Genomic DNA, 16,984 nt, shown 5'->3' on the forward strand with positions numbered 1-16,984 from the left:
CTGTTGCCCTCTTGCAACACATGAGAATCCAGCGCAAACGGGCTCGCATGTCGAAACCGGTATATGTCCTCGGCGGCCCGAATCTCAATCTGCTCGGCACGCGCGAGCCCGAGATTTATGGCCGGGATACCCTGGAAGATATTCACGCCCGGCTGCGGGCGCAGGCGCAGGCTGCCCCGCTTGTGCTGCGCCAGACCAATTCCGAAGGCGAACTCGTCACATGGGTCCAGGAAGCTGGCCGCGAGGCCTCGGTCCTGATCCTCAACGCCGCCGCCTATACCCATACGTCCATCGCCCTTCACGACGCCTTGAAATCACTCAAGATTCCCGTCATTGAAGTCCATCTGTCCAATCCCGCAGCGCGAGAGGCCTTCCGGCACGTTAACTATGTTGCACCTGTTGCAACAGCTACGATTGCCGGGCTAGGTGCCTACGGATACGAACTTGCGCTGGGGGCTGCCATGCGGCTTTCCGGTCAGGCAGGAGCTGAAAAAAAATGAGTACTCCCAAGAACAAGCTCGACACGGGTCTCATCCGCGAACTTGCCGCCATCCTCCGCGAGGGAGACCTCGGCGAAATCGAGATCGAGCATGATGGCCTGAAACTCCGCGTCTCGCGCCAGTCAACGCAGGTCATGCATGCCGCCGTTGCGGCGCCCTCTCAGACCTACGCCCCGATGCAGCCCTCCCTGCCTGCCCCGGCCGGCCCGGGCGCTGTAGCTGTAGCCTCCGGTGCCCCGGACAATGCCGTGAAATCCCCAATGGTCGGCACCGTCTACCTCTCCGCCGATCCCCAGACGAAGCCCTACGTCAACATCGGCGACAAGGTGAAGAAGGGCGACACGCTGATGCTGGTCGAGGCCATGAAGACTTTCAACCCGGTCGAAGCCGATCGCGCCGGCACCGTCAAAGCCATCTACGTCCAGAACTCTCAACCCGTCGAATACGGCGAACCCCTCGTCCTGATCGAGTAGTTCGATGGCCGAGCACCGTCCGATCCACAAAGTCCTGATCGCGAATCGCGGCGAGATCGCGCTGCGCATCCACCGCGCGTGCAAGGAGATGGGATTGATGACGGTCGTTGTCCATTCCGAAGCCGACCGGGACGCGATGGCGGTACGCCTCGCCGACGAAAGCGTCTGCATAGGCCCGGCGCCGTCGTCGGAGAGTTATCTCAAGAAATCCCGCATCCTTGCGGCCGCCGAGATCACCGGCGCCGACGCGATCCATCCCGGCTACGGCTTCCTGTCGGAGAACGCCCAGTTCGCCGAAATGGTCGAAGCGCACGGCCTCGCCTTCATCGGCCCGACGGCAGAACATATCCGCATCATGGGCGACAAGATCGCCGCAAAGCGCGCCATGATCGAAGCCGGCGTGCCTTGCGTGCCCGGCTCCGAGGGCGCGCTCGAATCGATTTCCGAAGCGAAGAAGGCGGCGAAGAAAATCGGCTACCCGGTCCTCGTCAAAGCGTCCGCAGGTGGCGGCGGGCGCGGCATGAAACTCGCTATGACCGAGGCCGACCTCGAGAACGCAGTGAAGACCGCCAAGACCGAATCAAAAGCCGCTTTCGGTGACGACGCAGTCTATCTCGAAAAATACCTTCAGGGCCCGCGCCATATCGAGATCCAGGTGATTGCCGATACGCACGGCAATGTCGCCCATCTCTGGGAGCGCGACTGCTCGCTGCAACGCCGCAACCAGAAAGTCTTCGAGGAAGCCCCCTCGCCCGCGCTGAACCAGATCCAGCGCGAAGAGATCGGCCTGATCTGCGCCCGCGCCATGCAGAAGATCGGCTATCGCGGCGTCGGCACGATCGAATTCCTCTACGAAGACGGCAAGTTCTACTTCATTGAAATGAATACCCGCCTTCAGGTCGAGCACCCGGTCACCGAGATGATCACCGGCATCGACCTCGTGCGCGAACAGATCCGGATTGCCGAAGGCAAGGCGCTCTCCTTCCGCCAGGAAGACGTGATGCTGGTCGGCCATGCCATCGAGTGCCGCATCAATGCCGAGCACCCGGAAACCTTTGTTCCCTCGCCCGGTCTGATCACCGAGTTCCACGCCCCCGGAGGCCCTGACGTGCGCCTCGATAGCGCGGCTTATGCAGGCTACCGGATCCCGCCGCATTACGATTCGCTGATCGGCAAGCTGATCGTACACGGGCGCACCCGCCGCGAATGCCTGATGCGCCTCAAGCGCTCCTTGCAGGAAATGGTCGTCGGCGGCGTGCACACCACGCTCGACCTGCACCGCCGCCTCGTCGACAATGACGACGTGGTCGCGGGCCATTACAACATCCACTGGCTGGAAAAATTCCTGGCGGATGCAAAGGCGGCGGAAGCAGAGGCTGCCGGCGAAGTCTGACGCCAGGGAGGCGCGACATGCCCACGAGCAATCCAGGCAATCCGGCCGCGCCGGGCCACATTCTCCAGGCCTTGGCGCACGGCGTCCTCACGATTACGCTGAACCGGCCCGAGGCGCTGAACTCGCTCAATCGCAACCTGATGGAACAGATGCGCGCTGCCCTCGGCAAGGCTGCTGCAGACACGTCCGTCCGGTCGCTGATCATCACCGGCGCCGGGCGCGGCTTCTGCGCGGGGGCTGACCTTGTCGAGCAATCCGATACGCCGCCGGTCTCGCGCGGCCAGGGTATATCCGACGGGATGACGAGCCACTTCAATCCGCTCGCACGTGACCTCGCCGCTTTCCCGAAACCCACTGTCGCCGCCGTCAACGGTGTGGCCGCCGGCGGCGGGGTCGGCCTCGCGCTCGCCTGCGACATCGTCGTGGCCGCGAAGTCTGCGACCTTCATTCAGGTCTTCGCCCCGCAGCTCGGCCTCGTGCCGGACATGGGCTGCTCCTGGCACCTGCCGCGCCTCGTCGGCGGCGCACGCGCCAAGGGCCTAGCCTTGCTCGGCGACAGGCTATCGGGCGAAAATGCAGCAGACTGGGGACTGATCTGGCAGGCGGTCGATGACGCGGCCCTGATGCCCCGGGCGTCAGAAATCGCCGAAAAACTTGCCGCCGGGCCGACCCTGGGACTCGTGCGCACGCGCGAAGTGCTCGCCGCGGCCTTCGACAACGACCTGGCCGCCCAGCTGGACCTCGAACGCCGCACGCAGTTCGAACTCGGCAACACGGATGATTTCGCCGAAGGCGTCCGGGCCTTCACGCAGAAGCGCAAGCCTGACTTCAAGAGGTGAAAAGGCTGCGCGGGAAATGCGCCCCTCCTCTCTTCATGTAATCCAGGTGGACGAAAGCCGGGAACCAGACTTTGGAGCAGGCGCAAGGCGATCACGCTGGCTCCCGGCTTCCGAAGGGACAGTACAGGAAGGATCAAATCCGAAAAACGGCCGCTCCTACAGAGCGCGGCAGGCCAAAGAATGCTCCGCGAAACGCTTAGTCGCTCTCGCCATGTTTGCGGGCCGCTTCGCGCAACCGCGCAAAGATGGCAGCAGGATCTTCCGGCGCTTCGACTTCGTCCGGCTCCGGATAATCGTCGAAGATCTCTTCTTCCTCCGCGATCATGTCCGCCGACACCACGGGCGCCGCCGCCAACGGTGCACGGCGCGCTTCCGCCACAACGGCCTCGACCACGTCGATCACCCTGTCGTCGTCGAAGCCGGCACGCAGGCGGCCGATCACCGTTTCGCCGCCAACCAGCGTCTGTCCCGGCCAGACCTGCACCGACATGCTCGCCGGCAGGTAGAGGTCGCACCAGCCACCGAGGCGGCGCGTGCCGAAGGCGCGGCCGAGGCGAACCACGTCGCCGGTCTCGACAGCCAGGTCGATGCGCGGGCCAAGCCCGCCGCTGGCGAGCGCGACACCCGCCTGTTCGCCGGCGCTTTCGAAGGTGATGTAGGCGCGCGTCAGGCCATCATCGTCCGGGCGGAAGGCAAGCGGCGCATTGGTTTCGCCTTGCGCGAGGCTGATCAGGTCCACACCGCCGGCAATCGGCGTGTAGAGCTTGTTGGTGACGAAGGGCGAGGACGCGATGCGGATGCGCACGACGCTGCCGGCCGACAGGCGCAGCGCTGTCGGTGGCTCGTCGCGCTCGATCGAGAGGACAATCCCGTCACATGGTGCAACCACACCGTCCGCCAGGTCCGGCGGCGAGCGGCGCGACCAGCGCCCCGCGGCCAGCGCCGCCAGCATCGCGGCAAAACCGATCCAGAACAGCGGGCCCCAGATCCAGCCAAGCAGCAGCGCGGCCAGGAACGCAGCCGCTGCAGCCGCAACACCTTCCCAGTCCAGCACGACATTCAGCCATGGCATGGAACGGCGTTCGATCTCGTCAGACATGTCTTGTCGCTCCTTTCGGGGGCGGCAGCCTTCAGGTCACAGCCAATGCAGCATCGGTGCTACGCGCCTGACGCTGCCACATATCAGCATATTTACCGCCTTTTGCCAGCAGCGCGGCATGGTTACCACGCTCAATCACACGTCCGGCTTCCAGAACGATGATCTCGTCGGCGGAAATAACGGTGGAGAGACGGTGCGCCACCATCAGTGTGGTGCGCCCTGCCGAAGCGTGTTCCAGAGCGTCCTGCACGGCCGCTTCAGTGGCGCTGTCGAGGGCGCTGGTCGCCTCGTCGAGCACGAGTATCGCCGGGTCGGCCAGCACCACCCGGGCAATGCCGACACGCTGTTTCTCGCCGCCGGAGAGTTTCAGCCCCCGCTCGCCGACACGGGTGTTCCAGCCGTCTGGCTGGCTTTCGATGAAGTCGAGCAGCTGTGCACCGCGCGCCGCTTCACGGATCTGCGCATCGCTCGCGCCCGGCCGGGCATAGGCGATGTTGGCGCGGATCGTGTCGTTGAACAGCACTACATCCTGCGGCACGAGGCCGAGGTTCGCGCGAAGTGATTCCTGCGTCACGGTACGTACGTCCTGCCCGTCGATCAGCACCCGGCCTGAATCGGTATCGTAGAATCGGAACAGCAGTTTAAGCAGAGTCGACTTGCCGGCGCCCGAGGTGCCGACGAAGGCGATCTTCCCGCCGGGCATCACGTCAAAGCTGATATTCTGTACACCGACGGAACGGCCCTCGTGGTTGAAAGCCACATCCTCGAAGGTCACCCTGCCCTTCGGCTTGGCCAGACCTTTCGCGTCCGGCACGTCGCGTACTTCGGGAATCATACCCAGCAGGCCGTGCAGTTTCTCGAGGTCCACCGCGCCCTGCTTGATCTCGCGCCAGGCCCAGCCGAGAATATTCAGCGGCGCATAGAGCGACAAAAGCATCAGCATCACAGCGGTCAGATCGCCGATCTGCATCCGACCTTCGATAACGTTCAGCGCCGACAGCACCATCACCGCGAGCAGGCCGAGGTTCATCACCAGAGCCTGCACCGTGTTCAACACATACATGCTGCGGTTGGTCTCGACATAATGGGTGTTGTACTCGCTCATCGCCGTGTCAAAACGCCCGGTCTCGCGGGTTTCAGCGGCGAAGGATTTCACAGTCTCGAAATTGGTCAGGATGTCCACCGAGGTCGCGCGGAAATGCGTGTCGGCCTCGTTCATCTTCCGGCGCTGTCGTACGCGCCATTCGGTGATGATGACGGTCGAGACGACATAGAGCGCAATGGTCGCCACCGCGATCAGCGAGAGACGATAGTCGTATGCCACACCGAGCGCGATGGAGGCCAGCACAAGGCGAACCAGTGTCGGGCCGATATTGAAGGCAAGGAAGCGGATCAGATAGTCGATCGCCCCTGCCCCGCGCTCGATGATGCGGTTCAGAGCGCCGGTGCGGCGGGTCTGGTGGAAGTTCAGCGACAGGCCGAGGGCATGGCCGAAGGCATCCACACTCGCCACCCGCTGGGCATCCTGACTGACCGGCGAGAACAACCAGTCGCGCACCTGTGGCAGGGCGGCTGCTGCGAAACGCAGCAGGAGGCCATAGGTCAGCCAGAGCGCCGCTACGGCGAACCCGCCTGCGCTACCGCCGGACGGGGCAACCTGGTTGATCGCGTGGCCCATGACCAGCGGCGAGATGACTTCCAGCACCGAGGCCGCCAGTGTCAGGATCACGGCAATCGCCATGACCGGGCGCCATTTCGCCAGTTCCGGCCGCCAGAGCAGCTTCAGGATCCGCAGGATCGAGGCCCAGAGGCCGCCATCCGCGCTCTCGATCCGGTCATGATTTTCGGGCGCAGCCGCGCCAAGGGAAGGAGGACTCATGCACGCCATATGGCGCGGAACGCGCCAAAACGAAACCTCCCCCGGCCCGGAATTGCCGGTCCGTGCAAAACCATCTGGCGGAGCGGGTCAACGCCGCCTAACTTCCGGTTCATGGATGATATCAAGAAACCCCTGAAAGCCAGCCGTCTCGGGTCGATCTGCGTGTATTGCGGCGCCTCAGGCACGGTAAATGAAAAATATATCCGCCTTGCCGAGAAGCTGGGCCGCGAACTGGCGAGCCGCGATATCCGCCTCGTTTACGGAGGCGGCGGCGTCGGCCTGATGGGCGCCTGCGCCCGCGCCGCCCACGAGCGCGGCGGCGAAGTGCTCGGCATCATGCCGCGCTTCCTGCTGCAGAAGGAACGCATCTATACCGAGGTAGAGCACCGCATCGTCGATGACATGCACACCCGCAAGATGATGATGTTCGAGGAGGCAGATGCCTTCATCGTATTGCCCGGCGGGATCGGCACGCTGGAGGAGGCTGTGGAAATCCTCTCCTGGGCCCGGCTCGGCATCCATGCCAAGCCGATGGCCTTTCTCGACGAGGACGGGTTCTGGGAACCCTTCTTCCAGCTGCTCGACCGGATCATCGAAGGCGGCTTCATCCCGGAAGATTTTCGCGGGGCGCTGGTGCATTGCACGACATCCGCCGAGGCAATCACGGCGCTGGAAGACCGGCGGGTGGTGATCGATCTGTAGTCGGCGCTTACCGCGCTACTCGAAGTCCTCGACCAGCAACGGCTCCTCGATGGCCGCCTCCAGCGGGGCGTACCGGTCGATGATTTCCTGGCGCGCGGCGGCGCGGGCAGCGGCGTCACCGTCTTTCAGGAAGGCGTCCAGTTCGGCGGCTTCCTTACCGAGCGCTTCGCGCACCAGCTGGCCGCAATCATTGGTGCGGCGCGTCTTGTTGAACGGGCAGGACTTCAGCCAGGTGATCGGCCGGCTCGCCCAGGGGTCGATGCCGAAACCTTCACGCCGGAAGAGGACGAGCTTGTCGCCGGTCTTCCTGCAGGCCTTCTTCACTTCCTTTTCGTAGGGCTTGAATTCCGGCGGGAGACCAAGGCCGCAATAGGTGTCGACGTTCCAGGCGCTCACACTCATGGTCCGTTCGCGCCCGGCCTCGTCGAAGGTATGCTTTTCGAGATAGTCGGCGCCGTACCAGCCCGACACGAGGTCGCCCAGCTCCAGATCGCCGGGCGCGTCTTTCTCAAGTTGGATCACGTAGCGCTTGGCAGCGAGGTCGCTGAACGCAGGGCCGGAAAAGAAATGTAGCGTATCGATGGACGGGTCCCAGGAGATTGCGCCATCCTGGCCGACTTCGGTGTTGATGCTCTCTGCCGGATTGACCTCGATGCCATAGAGCATGGCTGTCTCGACACTCCAGTTTCCGTCCACGCCGGTGATCACGCCTTTGCCGTAGGCCAGCCCGAAGCGGCAATAGCCGTCCCACCTGGCCGTGCTCCAGTAGGCGGCGAAACGTGCGTCGCGTTCCTTATTGGGCGCGAACACGACAACCGAACACTCACCTCCGGCAGTCGCCACCACGCGTTCGCCCGGCCGGAGCGGCAGCTCAAGGCCGAGATAATTAGGCGCAGAGTTGACCGCAGTCTCGATTTCGATCTGGGCCACATCGGTGAGGGTGTCCAGCGGCGCCGGTTCGGCGCCCGAGACAAGACCTGCGGCCATGACCGCGAAGGTGACGGGCAGGAGCCTCAATACCTGGCGGGACAAGTGGATTTTCATTCTGAACGGCCTCGTTCCCCAGCCTTGCGGCAAGAGTAAGTGTGGCCGGCAATGTTTGTCCAGAGACCTGAATCAGGGAAGTTTTCGGAGAAGGCCTATTCCGCTGGAATCGGTGTGAATTCGGCGCGCCAATCGGCCATCACGTTACGGTTATCATGGTCCCAGGGGTGGAAGCCCGGCTTGAACCAGGTGATCCAGATTTTCCAGCCGCGTCCGAAAAAGGCTGGCTTCTTCCAGAGGAAATCGCGCGCTGCTTTCTTCGCCTCTTTCGGCGAATACCCGTCCGCTTCCAGCATCCATGCCGAATAGGTCGCAATGTTCCGGCTGAAGAAATACGTGATCAGCAGCATTGCCATCGACCTGCGCAGATAACGCTGGAGGCCGGACCAGTCCTTCGTCGCCACGAGGAACACGTCATAGGCAACCGCCTTGTGCTCTGTCTCTTCCATCGCGTGCCAGCGCCAGAGGTCGCGCAGGGCGGGGTCGGTCTTAGCGAACATGTCGTCATGCGCGGCGAACATGTCGGCGAGCATGGCGGTGAAGTGTTCGAGGCAGATTGTCGCTATCAGCATGCGCATGGGGCCGCGCGCGCGGGAGAAAGTGATCCGCTCACGGATCTGTTCCTCGATGCGCCCGACCGGGTATTTCGTCCGGTCGATCATCTTGTTGAGCATGACATGTTCGCGCGAGTGGAGCGCTTCCTGCATGATGAATTCCTTCGCGTCCTGTGCCAGCTTGCCATCGAGCCGGTCCCTGTAGGCGCGCACGGCGTCCATGAATAACCGCTCGCCGTCCGGAAAGGTCATCGACAGCGTGTTCATTACGGCGGTGGCAACCGGGTCGCCGTCCAGCCAGTAACCCGACTTTGCACCGCCAACGTCAAAGTGAAGATCGCGGGGAAGGATCGTGAGATCTTCGGGGGAGCGTTTCGCCGTCATATCGCTTTTCCTGCTGAAACGGGGCAATCTGATCCCCGGCCTCAATTGAATTTAAGCATAATTAGCAGTTACTGACAAAAATGTCGATAAGTAAAATCACCTCTTCCTCAAAGAAGCTGGCCCGGGTCCGCCGGTCGCCGGAAGCCTCGCGTCAGAATATCCTCATCGCGGCGGAGCGGCTGCTGGTCAGCCAGGGGCCGCAATCGCTTCGGCTGGCGGATGTGGCAACGGAAGCGGGCGTCGCGAACGCCACCGTGCTCCACCATTTCGGCACCATCGACTGGGTCCAGGCGGCTCTGATGGAGAAGATGATCGTCGAGCTGGTCTCGGGGATCCTCGTGATGGATGTGCCGGCAGACCCGCGCGCGGCCCGGGCCGCCGCCTTGCAGAACCTGTTCGATGCCTTCGAGACCAAGGGCGCGGCACGCCTCGCCGCCTGGCTGGAGATGACCGGCGAATCACGCCGCCTGCGGACGGTGCGCGAGGCGGTGCAGACGGTGATCCGCCAGAAGATACGCCCCCACGACGCGGATGTTGAGCGGCTTGAAGATGCGATACTCGTCAGCGTCATCCTCGCGATGGGCGTTGGCCTGTTTGGCCCTACGCTGGGCGAGCTGCTGGGCAAGCCGAAAGGCCGGGCGCGGGCCGTGGCGCTGAAACTGCTGGAGGAAAGGCTGGGCCCATTCGAAGGCGCCTGAACGCCGGCGGAGCTGGCCATCAGCAGGCGGACGGCCGGCGCCGTTAATACTCCGGTGCGCAAAAGCCTTTGACTTATCGGCAGTTATACCCCATGTGCCGTCGGGTCTGGGTAGCTTAGGCTTCCTTGCAGGGCAGCGTGAGCTGGCGTGGCGGGATATCCGCCCTGTCCGAGGCCCTCCTTACAGACACCAACTTAGCCCCAGGCGCCCTTCTTCACGCGGGTCGTTAGAACCCCCGCTCCCCAGCGCGACGTGTCGCGCCGGGCGCACCGTATTATTTTGAAAGACAACATGACCAACTTCCAATCCTTCGGCCTCGCGCCGCGCGTTGAATCTGCGCTGACCGCTGCTGGCTATTCCGTTCCTACCCCTATCCAGGCGGGTGCTATCCCGCTGATCATGTCCGGCCGCGATGTCATGGGCCTTGCCCAGACCGGAACCGGCAAGACGCTGGCCTTCGCCGCCCCGATCCTCGACAAGCTGTTCCGCAATCAGGGCCCGGCGCCGCACAAAGGCACGCGCGTGCTCGTGCTCGCCCCGACCCGGGAACTCGCCGGCCAGATCGCTGCCTCGTTCGAAACCTATGGCGCGGGCCTCGGCCTTCGCGTCGCAATGGTTTGCGGCGGCGCCAAGATCGGCCCGCAGATCCGCAAGCTTGAGCGCGGCGTGCACGTGCTCATCGCGACGCCCGGCCGGCTGATCGACCTGATCGAGCAGCGCGCTGTCGGCCTGAAAGATGTTGAAGTCCTCGTGCTCGACGAAGCCGACCAGATGCTGGACCTCGGATTCATTCACGCCCTTCGCGCCATTGCCAAACACGTTCCGGCGAAACGCCAGACGCTGTTTTTCTCGGCAACCATGCCGAAACTCGTCGAAGGCCTGGCTGCGCAGTTCCTGCGTGACCCGGCACAAGTTGCCGTTGCCCCGCCTTCAGCCACGGCCGACAAGGTTGAGCAGCGCATCTGCTTCGTCGAACAAGGCGAGAAGCAGGCGCTTCTCGTCGAGACCATCCGCAAGCCGGAAGTGAAGACCGTTCTCGTCTTTACCCGGACGAAGCATGGCGCCGACGCCGTTGTACGCCGTCTCGCCGCTTCGGACATCGACTCGGTAGCCATCCACGGCAACAAGAGCCAGTCGCAGCGCGAGCGTGCGCTTGAAGCGTTCAAGGGCGGCCGCGTGCCGGTCCTGGTTGCCACCGATATCGCCGCACGCGGCATCCATATCGACGGCCTGACCCATGTTATCAACTTCGACCTGCCGGAAGTTCCCGAGCAGTATGTCCACCGCATCGGCCGCACCGCACGCGCCGGGGCCACGGGTGTGGCGATCTCGTTCGTTTCCAGGGACGAGCGCGATTACCTGCGCGCCATCGAGAAGCTGGTGGGCAACAAGCTCGCCCCGCGTCCCGCGGGCGAATCGGAAGCCGATGATCGCGGCTCGCGCAAACCGCAACAGCAGAGCCGCCGGCCGCAGGGCCAGCAGCGCAGCAGCGGCAATGGCGAGCGCCGTCCGCAGCGTGATGGCGAGCGCCGCGCTTATGACCCTGCCGCGCGTCGTCCGCAGGCAGACGGTGAGCGCCGCCCGCAACAGGGCGGTGAGCGCAAACCGCAGGTTAGTGGTGAGCGTTCGTCCGGCAGCGGCGGTCACTTCCAGCGCACCTCCAGCGGCGGCAAGCCCGGCGGCAATGGCGGCGGCTCGCGCCGCGGCCCCGGCCAGGGCGGCGGCGGCAACCGCTCGCGCCGTCCGGAACGCGCCGGCGTCTAGGTTTTCCCTATCCGCAAATCGAACCGCCCCGGTCTCACGGCCGGGGCGGCTTGCGTTTGGGGTATTGTCCGCTGGCGGATGAAGGTTACGCGGTGACGGCGGCCTTCCGGGTAAATACGGTCTTGGCCTGGCAGAATTCCAGCACGCCGTCCGGGCCGCCCTCGACGCCGATGCCGGATTGCTTGAAGCCGCCGAAGGCCGCGTGGGGGCTGAGGTGCTGGCTCTCGTTGATCCAGATGGTGCCGGCCTGCAGCTGCTCGGCGATTTGCTGGGCGCGGTCCAGGTCGGTGGTCCAGATAGAGGCGCCGAGGCCGTACTCACTGTCATTGGCGCGGCCGATGACTTCGTCGAGATTGTCGAACTTCAAGAGTGGCAGGACCGGGCCGAACTGTTCTTCCTGGACAATTCGGGCATTTTCCGGCGGATTGTCGAGAATGGTGATCGGCACGAAATAGCCGGGCACGCTGGAGGCTTCGCCGCCGATCAGGAACTTGTAGCCATTGTCTTTTGCGTCCTGGATCAGTTCGAGCACGCGCTTGTACTGGGCGGAGTTCTGGATCGGGCCGATCTGGGTGCCCTGCTCGGCGCCGTCGCCGATCTTCACGGTCTTGGCGTATTCGACAATGGCGGTCTTCAATGGTTCGTACACGTCCTTATGGATGTACATGCGCTTGGTGGCGATGCATATCTGGCCCGTGTTGCGGAAGGCGGCCCAGAAAAGGTCTTCGGCGACCTTCGTCACGTCGACATCCGGCATGACAATGGCGGGATCGTTGCCGCCGAGTTCAAGCGTGACACGTTTCAGCGAACCGGCGGCGCTTTCCATGACCTTGCGGCCGGTCTGCGTGGAGCCGGTGAAGCTGACCTTGTCGACGCCTTTGTGCGCGGTGAGCCATGGGCCGAGACGGTCCGAGCCGGAAATGACATTGAGGACGCCGTCCGGCAGGACGCCGCGCAGCAGTTCGCCGAGGCGCAGCGTGGTGAGCGGCGTCGTTGGCGCGGGCTTCAGGACGACCGTGTTGCCGGCGAGCAATGCCGGGCCAAGTTTAAACGCAGCGAGGATGATCGGGAAGTTCCACGGCACGATGGCGGCGACGACGCCGATCGGGCCATAGCGCGTGATCGCGTGGCGCTCGGCGGAGTCCTCGGAGACATGTTCCGGGATTTCGTGCTTGGAGGATTCCATCAGCCAGAAGGCGCCGCCACCGACATCACCCTCGGCGTCCGGATGCGGCTTGCCCTGCTCGCGCGTGAGCAGGCGCGACAGCTCGGGAATGTTCTGCATGATGACGCCGGCCATCGCGTTCAGCAGCTCGCGGCGCTTCTCGATGGGCGTCGCTTTCCAGGCCGGCAGCGCAGCGCGCGCGGCGGCGACGGCGGCGTCCAGCTCCGCCTTCGAACAGTCCGGCGCCTGAGCGAAGACCTGTCCGGTGGCGGGGTTTTCGACACCGAAGGTTTCCGTCCCGGCAATGGCCTTGCCGTTGATGGTCATGGTGAACTTGTGATCGGTCATGGCAGCGTTCTCCCTTTATGGGAACCACTCAACGCCACACGGGCGGATTTCACAAGACCGGGGATCTACTCAGTTTTGTCGCGATCCAAGGCTTGCTGGACCGCCTTGTAGAAATCCCGGCGGGCTTCCCATTCGCCGCCGCGCAGGCCGAGGGCCGAGGTCCAGCTGGCATTGGAGGCGATGACCAGGTTGCGGCTGGGGTCGATGAAGATGCCCTGGCCGAAGATTCCGTCAGCCTGGTATGAGCCATCATCCCATGTCCACCACTGGTAGCCATAGCCTTCACCAGGGGAGTCGATGTCGGCCTGTTTGACGGTGGCGGCTTCGATCCAGCCTTCCGGCAGGATGTTTTCGCCGTTCACGACGCCGCCCGCGAGCATGAAGAGGCCGAAGCGGGCAAAGTCGCGCGTGGTGGCTTGGATGCAGCAACCGGCGATCTCGTGGCCGTCCTGGCCAAGGAGCCATGTGGCGCCGGCTTCCATGCCGAAGGGCGTCCAGATCTTTTCGGAAAGGTAGACGTTCAGCGTCTTGCCGGTGGCGCGGCTGACGAGGACGCCGATGAGATTCGTTTCGCCAGTGGAGTAGTTCCACTCTTCGCCAGCCGGGTGGGAGCGCGCCAGGCTGGCCATGTAGGCGGCGACGGTGCTGATGCCGGCGACAGGCCCCTGCCGGTCGAAACCGGCAACGTCCGACTGCGGATCTTCGTAGTCCTCATTCCAGGCGATGCCGGAGGTCATGGTCAGCAGCTGCGCGATGGTAACGCCGTCATAGGCCGAGCCTTCAAGTTCGGCGATGTAGGCGCTGACGGGTTCTTCAAGGCTTTTGATATGGCCGTCCTTGATGGCGGCGCCGACGAGGGTGGAGGTGAGTGATTTGGCGACGGAGAAGCTGGTCCAGCGACCATCGGCTCGAAAGCCCAGTCCGTAACGCTCGAGGCGAACCTTGCCGGCGTGGACTATCACGAGGGAGACATTACGCTGGCTGCCGAGGTAGGCATCGAGGTCGAGACCAAGGTCGAGCGGCGCGCCTTCGGTCAGCGGATAGACGTCGGCGCCTGGTTCGATGGGGCGTATCTCGGAGATGAACGGCACACGGTCGATCATCCGGAAGCCGGCATCGCGCTGGCCCTGCGACCAGAAGAGCACATCGCGGCCAAGCGGCGGATTGGCGAAAAGGCCGCGCCAGTCCGGCCCGATCAGGAACCAGCCGGCGACCACCACGGCGCAGAGCGTGACAAGTCCCATTCCAACCCGCTTTACCAATACCGGCATGCCTGCGCTCCCCCGTTGTTTTGACATCCCTAGAGTATCCGTCTTGATCAGGCCATTCTTGCTGAAGGCTAGGGCCTGCATCAAGTTCTGATCCGGCTGGCAGGAGACACGCCGATGAAACGCATTTTTTCCATCGCCGCCCTATTGCTGGCTGCCTGCGCTTCGGCGCCGGCAGAGGGCACGCAGATCAAGCCTACCTTCGCCGCGCTGAGCGGCGAGGCCCAGATCATCATTGCCCACCGGGGCGCGAGTGGTTTCTACCCTGAGCATACGATCAAGGCCTGTACGGCGGCGATCTGAAAGGGCACGGATTTCATCGAACCCGGCCTTGTGATAACGAAGTAGGGCCTGCCGATTGCCCGGCATGACCATTACCCCTCCGCCACGACGAATGTGGCGGACCATCCGGCAACAGCTATCGAGGTGCGCGGCGGAAGACGAAGACCCCAAGGCAGGCGCGCGAAACCCGCTTACCCGTTTTCACTTTTCACCGCCGGCGCCGCCCAGGACATGTCCTTAGAGCCCAACCGGAAATTAGGGTGACTGATTTGGCTGCGGTGTGCAAATGACTGCACCGATGCGGAATGGCTGCTGATCATGCCCTTCATGCCCGCGCGTTCGAAGGTCGGGCGCCCCGGTCGCACGCGGATGCGCGCAGTATGTAACGCGGTCCAGTATATCGCTGCGACGGGATGCCAGTGGGCGCAGTTGCCAAAGGATTTCCCGCCCTTAACCACCGTGCCGTATTATTTCTACAAGCTGCACGGGCAGCGCCAGTCTCGACCTGATCAACGAGGTGCTGGCGTGCGCTTGCCGGGCGCTGTCAGGTCGTACGTCCGAACCGACGGCTGGAGTGATCGACAGCCAGTCGGTCAAGACAGCCGAGAAGGCTTCGTCGTGATCGCCGGGCGATGGGCCGCCGAGCATACCTTCGCATGGATCGGACGGTGCCGACGGCTGGCAAAAGACTGGGAAACCAGCATTGCCTCTTCAGAAGCCTGGACACTCACCGTCTCACTCCGCCGCCTCGCAACACGGGTCGCAAGGCAATGTCAAAGCGCTGCTGAATATTGGTTCAGGCTCTCAACACGAAGCTTTCCACCCGCTTCGTCTTTTATACGTACAGAAGATCCCCGCTCGCATCCCGCGAAGATCTTTAACTGCTCTGGAATCGATACTCTCGAAGGCTAAAGGAGCCATTGCTCACGACCCGTCAATTTCAGCAGACCTGTTGGCGTATAAAATGCAAAGCATGATGAATACCGGGGTTTTTACTTGGCTACCGAACGATTTTTACGCCCAATAGTCCACTGAAAGGCGCACCGGGCGTGCGGTGCGGATTGCGACGGCGCCAGCAAAACCGGGGTGCGGATCGAACGCGCGGACTTGCCAGGCTGCGGTGTCGGCTTCCGGCCACCTCGCTTCCACGAGCTGCGGCGTCTCCCGGTCGGCGAAGTCGATCGTAAAGCTGTTGCTAGCGAGAGAGAAGCCGGTGCCGAGGGCTTTCAGGACGGCCTCCTTGGCGGTCCAGAACCGGTAAAAGGCATCGTTGCGCTGATCCTCCGGGAGAGCTTCAAGGGCCGCGTTTTCCATGGAAGAGAACCGATCGCGCGCCACACCTTCGTGGAACCGGCTGATAAGTTCAATGTCCACGCCCAGCTCAGCGGAGCTCACAGCGAGTGCGCCAAGACCCTCACTGTGACTGAGATTGAATGTGCACGCACCATCCTGGCCCAACAGGAACGGTTTGCCCTTGCGCCCCGCGCCGAAGGCCAGGGCATCCGGCGCGGCACCCACCTGCGCGGCGAGCAGACTGCGCATTCCGGCACGAGCGGCGATCCATCGGCGGCGAAGGTTCGGGAACCTGAACCGGTCAGCCCGCGCGATCTCTTCCGCCGACAGCCAGCCCAGCATTACCGCCTCCGGCCGGGGCGGGTCGTCGAGCGACCAGACCCAGACGTCTGCGGATACAGCCCCAGCACCGCCGGTCTGCCCGGATGCGTAACTGGCATTCAAGCTGGTGTCCCCCGACCCGCCATCGTCTGTCTAGTTTACCGCGTCGGCGTAAAGACTGTTGGCCTCGTTCCAGTTCACAACGCTCCACCAGGAGGTCAGATAGTCGGCGCGCTTGTTCTGATACTTCAGGTAATAGGCGTGCTCCCACACATCGACCGCGAGCACTGGCGCACCCTTCACCTCGGCGTCATCCATCAGCGGATTGTCCTGATTGGCGGTGGAGGTGATCGCGAGCTTGCCGTCCTTGACGACGAGCCAGGCCCAGCCGGACCCGAACTGGCTGGTGGCCGCTTTGTTGAAGGCTTCCCTGAACGCATCCATAGAGCCGAAATCGCGGTTGATCGCGGCGGCGAGATCAGACGACGGCGCGCCGCCCGTGCCGACCGGGGCCATCAGGGTCCAGAACAGCGTGTGGTTCCAGTGGCCGCCGCCGTTGTTGCGAATGGCAGGCGGGAGCGTCGAGACACCGGCAAACAGCTCTTCAATCGAGCGGCCCTGGAGAGCAGGATCCGCCGCCACTGCGGCGTTGAGATTGTCGACGTATGCCTTGTGGTGGCGACCGTGGTGAATGGTCATCGTCCCGGCATCAATCGCCGGCTCAAGTGCATCCACGGCGTAAGGAAGTGCTGGCAGCTCGAACACGGCAGCCTGCGGAGCCGGCAGCTGGGCAGCGTAGGGAGTTTGCGCACAGGCGACAATCGGCGAGAACGCCAGCGCAATGACGGCGCAGCTGCGGGAGATGGATTTCAGCATGGGAGGCTCCTTCAAATCTGACGGCGATGGGACGCCTTGCCAACGGACACCTGACAGCCGTTTGGCAACAACTTACGGTCCGGACTTTGTACCGGGAAACTC

Annotated in this window: 16 protein-coding genes and 2 pseudogenes; 10 read left to right on the forward strand and 8 right to left on the reverse strand. The window is 63.5% G+C overall.

The annotated features are described in order from the left end of the window. Window positions 1–47: 47 nt before the first annotated feature. Genes WEA77_RS10930 through WEA77_RS10945 form a run of 4 tightly spaced genes read left to right on the forward strand, consistent with a single transcriptional unit; the run spans window position 48 to window position 3,205 of the window. The gene (locus tag WEA77_RS10930) at window positions 48–500 is read left to right on the forward strand and encodes a type II 3-dehydroquinate dehydratase (RefSeq protein ID WP_368067931.1); all 453 of its coding nucleotides are present in this window, start codon (window positions 48–50) and stop codon (window positions 498–500) included. After that, window positions 497–973, forward strand: a complete 477-nt coding sequence (gene accB / locus WEA77_RS10935) for an acetyl-CoA carboxylase biotin carboxyl carrier protein (protein ID WP_368067917.1) — start codon at window positions 497–499, stop codon at window positions 971–973. The genes WEA77_RS10930 and accB overlap by 4 nt, the downstream gene beginning before the upstream one ends. A 4-nt stretch (window positions 974–977) precedes the next feature. Further along, the gene (gene accC / locus WEA77_RS10940; RefSeq protein ID WP_368067918.1) at window positions 978–2,366 is read left to right on the forward strand and encodes an acetyl-CoA carboxylase biotin carboxylase subunit; all 1,389 of its coding nucleotides are present in this window, start codon (window positions 978–980) and stop codon (window positions 2,364–2,366) included. Between the two features lie 17 nt (window positions 2,367–2,383). Next, entirely contained in the window at window positions 2,384–3,205 is an 822-nt protein-coding gene (locus tag WEA77_RS10945) for an enoyl-CoA hydratase-related protein (protein WP_368067919.1), read from the forward strand. 196 nt (window positions 3,206–3,401) lie between these two features. Here WEA77_RS10945 and WEA77_RS10950 read toward each other — a convergent pair whose 3' ends face one another. Next, complete coding sequence (locus tag WEA77_RS10950; RefSeq protein WP_368067920.1) at window positions 3,402–4,304, reverse strand: phosphatidylserine decarboxylase; 903 nt, start codon at window positions 4,302–4,304, stop codon at window positions 3,402–3,404. Window positions 4,305–4,335: 31 nt separating this feature from the next. After that, complete coding sequence (locus WEA77_RS10955) at window positions 4,336–6,183, reverse strand: ABC transporter ATP-binding protein/permease (RefSeq protein WP_368067921.1); 1,848 nt, start codon at window positions 6,181–6,183, stop codon at window positions 4,336–4,338. Window positions 6,184–6,294: 111 nt separating this feature from the next. Between WEA77_RS10955 and WEA77_RS10960 the strand changes: the two genes are divergently transcribed. After that, on the forward strand, window positions 6,295–6,885 hold the full coding sequence (locus tag WEA77_RS10960; protein WP_368067922.1) for a TIGR00730 family Rossman fold protein: 591 nt from the start codon (window positions 6,295–6,297) through the stop codon (window positions 6,883–6,885). Between the two features lie 15 nt (window positions 6,886–6,900). Here the strand turns inward: WEA77_RS10960 and WEA77_RS10965 are convergent, their stop codons facing one another. Continuing rightward, window positions 6,901–7,929: a hypothetical protein gene (locus tag WEA77_RS10965; protein ID WP_368067923.1), complete on the reverse strand. Its 1,029-nt coding sequence runs from the start codon at window positions 7,927–7,929 to the stop codon at window positions 6,901–6,903. Window positions 7,930–8,024: 95 nt separating this feature from the next. After that, on the reverse strand, window positions 8,025–8,867 hold the full coding sequence (locus tag WEA77_RS10970) for a metal-dependent hydrolase (protein ID WP_368067924.1): 843 nt from the start codon (window positions 8,865–8,867) through the stop codon (window positions 8,025–8,027). A gap of 80 nt (window positions 8,868–8,947) precedes the next feature. On the opposite strand from WEA77_RS10970, the gene WEA77_RS10975 reads away from it, so the two are divergent. After that, a complete protein-coding gene (locus WEA77_RS10975) occupies window positions 8,948–9,565 on the forward strand; it encodes a TetR/AcrR family transcriptional regulator (protein ID WP_368067925.1) in 618 nt (205 codons plus the stop codon). Window positions 9,566–9,856: 291 nt separating this feature from the next. Next, window positions 9,857–11,329 (forward strand): DEAD/DEAH box helicase, encoded by a 1,473-nt coding sequence (locus WEA77_RS10980; protein ID WP_368067926.1) that lies wholly within the window; start codon window positions 9,857–9,859, stop codon window positions 11,327–11,329. A gap of 85 nt (window positions 11,330–11,414) precedes the next feature. On the opposite strand, the gene WEA77_RS10985 is transcribed toward WEA77_RS10980, so the two are convergent. Together WEA77_RS10985 and WEA77_RS10990 are read right to left on the reverse strand one after the other, a co-directional pair. Beyond that, window positions 11,415–12,842 carry an aldehyde dehydrogenase family protein gene (locus WEA77_RS10985; protein ID WP_368067927.1) on the reverse strand — a complete coding sequence of 476 codons (1,428 nt, stop codon included), beginning with the start codon at window positions 12,840–12,842 and terminating at the stop codon, window positions 11,415–11,417. A 65-nt stretch (window positions 12,843–12,907) separates the two neighbouring features. Further along, on the reverse strand, window positions 12,908–14,113 hold the full coding sequence (locus tag WEA77_RS10990) for a serine hydrolase domain-containing protein (protein WP_368067928.1): 1,206 nt from the start codon (window positions 14,111–14,113) through the stop codon (window positions 12,908–12,910). Window positions 14,114–14,227: 114 nt separating this feature from the next. On the opposite strand from WEA77_RS10990, the gene WEA77_RS10995 reads away from it, so the two are divergent. The 3 genes and pseudogenes from WEA77_RS10995 to WEA77_RS11005 all read left to right on the forward strand — a co-directional run. After that, window positions 14,228–14,413 carry a hypothetical protein gene (locus WEA77_RS10995; RefSeq protein ID WP_368067929.1) on the forward strand — a complete coding sequence of 62 codons (186 nt, stop codon included), beginning with the start codon at window positions 14,228–14,230 and terminating at the stop codon, window positions 14,411–14,413. A gap of 252 nt (window positions 14,414–14,665) precedes the next feature. Next, window positions 14,666–14,863, forward strand: a pseudogene (locus WEA77_RS11000) (transposase); the annotation flags it as partial. A 126-nt stretch (window positions 14,864–14,989) separates the two neighbouring features. Then, window positions 14,990–15,169 (forward strand): annotated as a pseudogene (locus tag WEA77_RS11005) (transposase); the annotation flags it as partial. Between the two features lie 237 nt (window positions 15,170–15,406). Here WEA77_RS11005 and WEA77_RS11010 read toward each other — a convergent pair. After that, window positions 15,407–16,129, reverse strand: a complete 723-nt coding sequence (locus WEA77_RS11010) for a 4'-phosphopantetheinyl transferase superfamily protein (RefSeq protein ID WP_368067930.1) — start codon at window positions 16,127–16,129, stop codon at window positions 15,407–15,409. A gap of 30 nt (window positions 16,130–16,159) precedes the next feature. Continuing rightward, window positions 16,160–16,879, reverse strand: coding sequence for a superoxide dismutase (locus tag WEA77_RS11015; RefSeq protein ID WP_368067932.1), 720 nt, complete (start codon window positions 16,877–16,879; stop codon window positions 16,160–16,162). Between the last annotated feature and the right edge of the window lie 105 nt (window positions 16,880–16,984).

The sequence above is a fragment of the Hyphomonas sp. genome (assembly GCF_040882205.1).
Classification (GTDB): domain Bacteria; phylum Pseudomonadota; class Alphaproteobacteria; order Caulobacterales; family Hyphomonadaceae; genus Hyphomonas.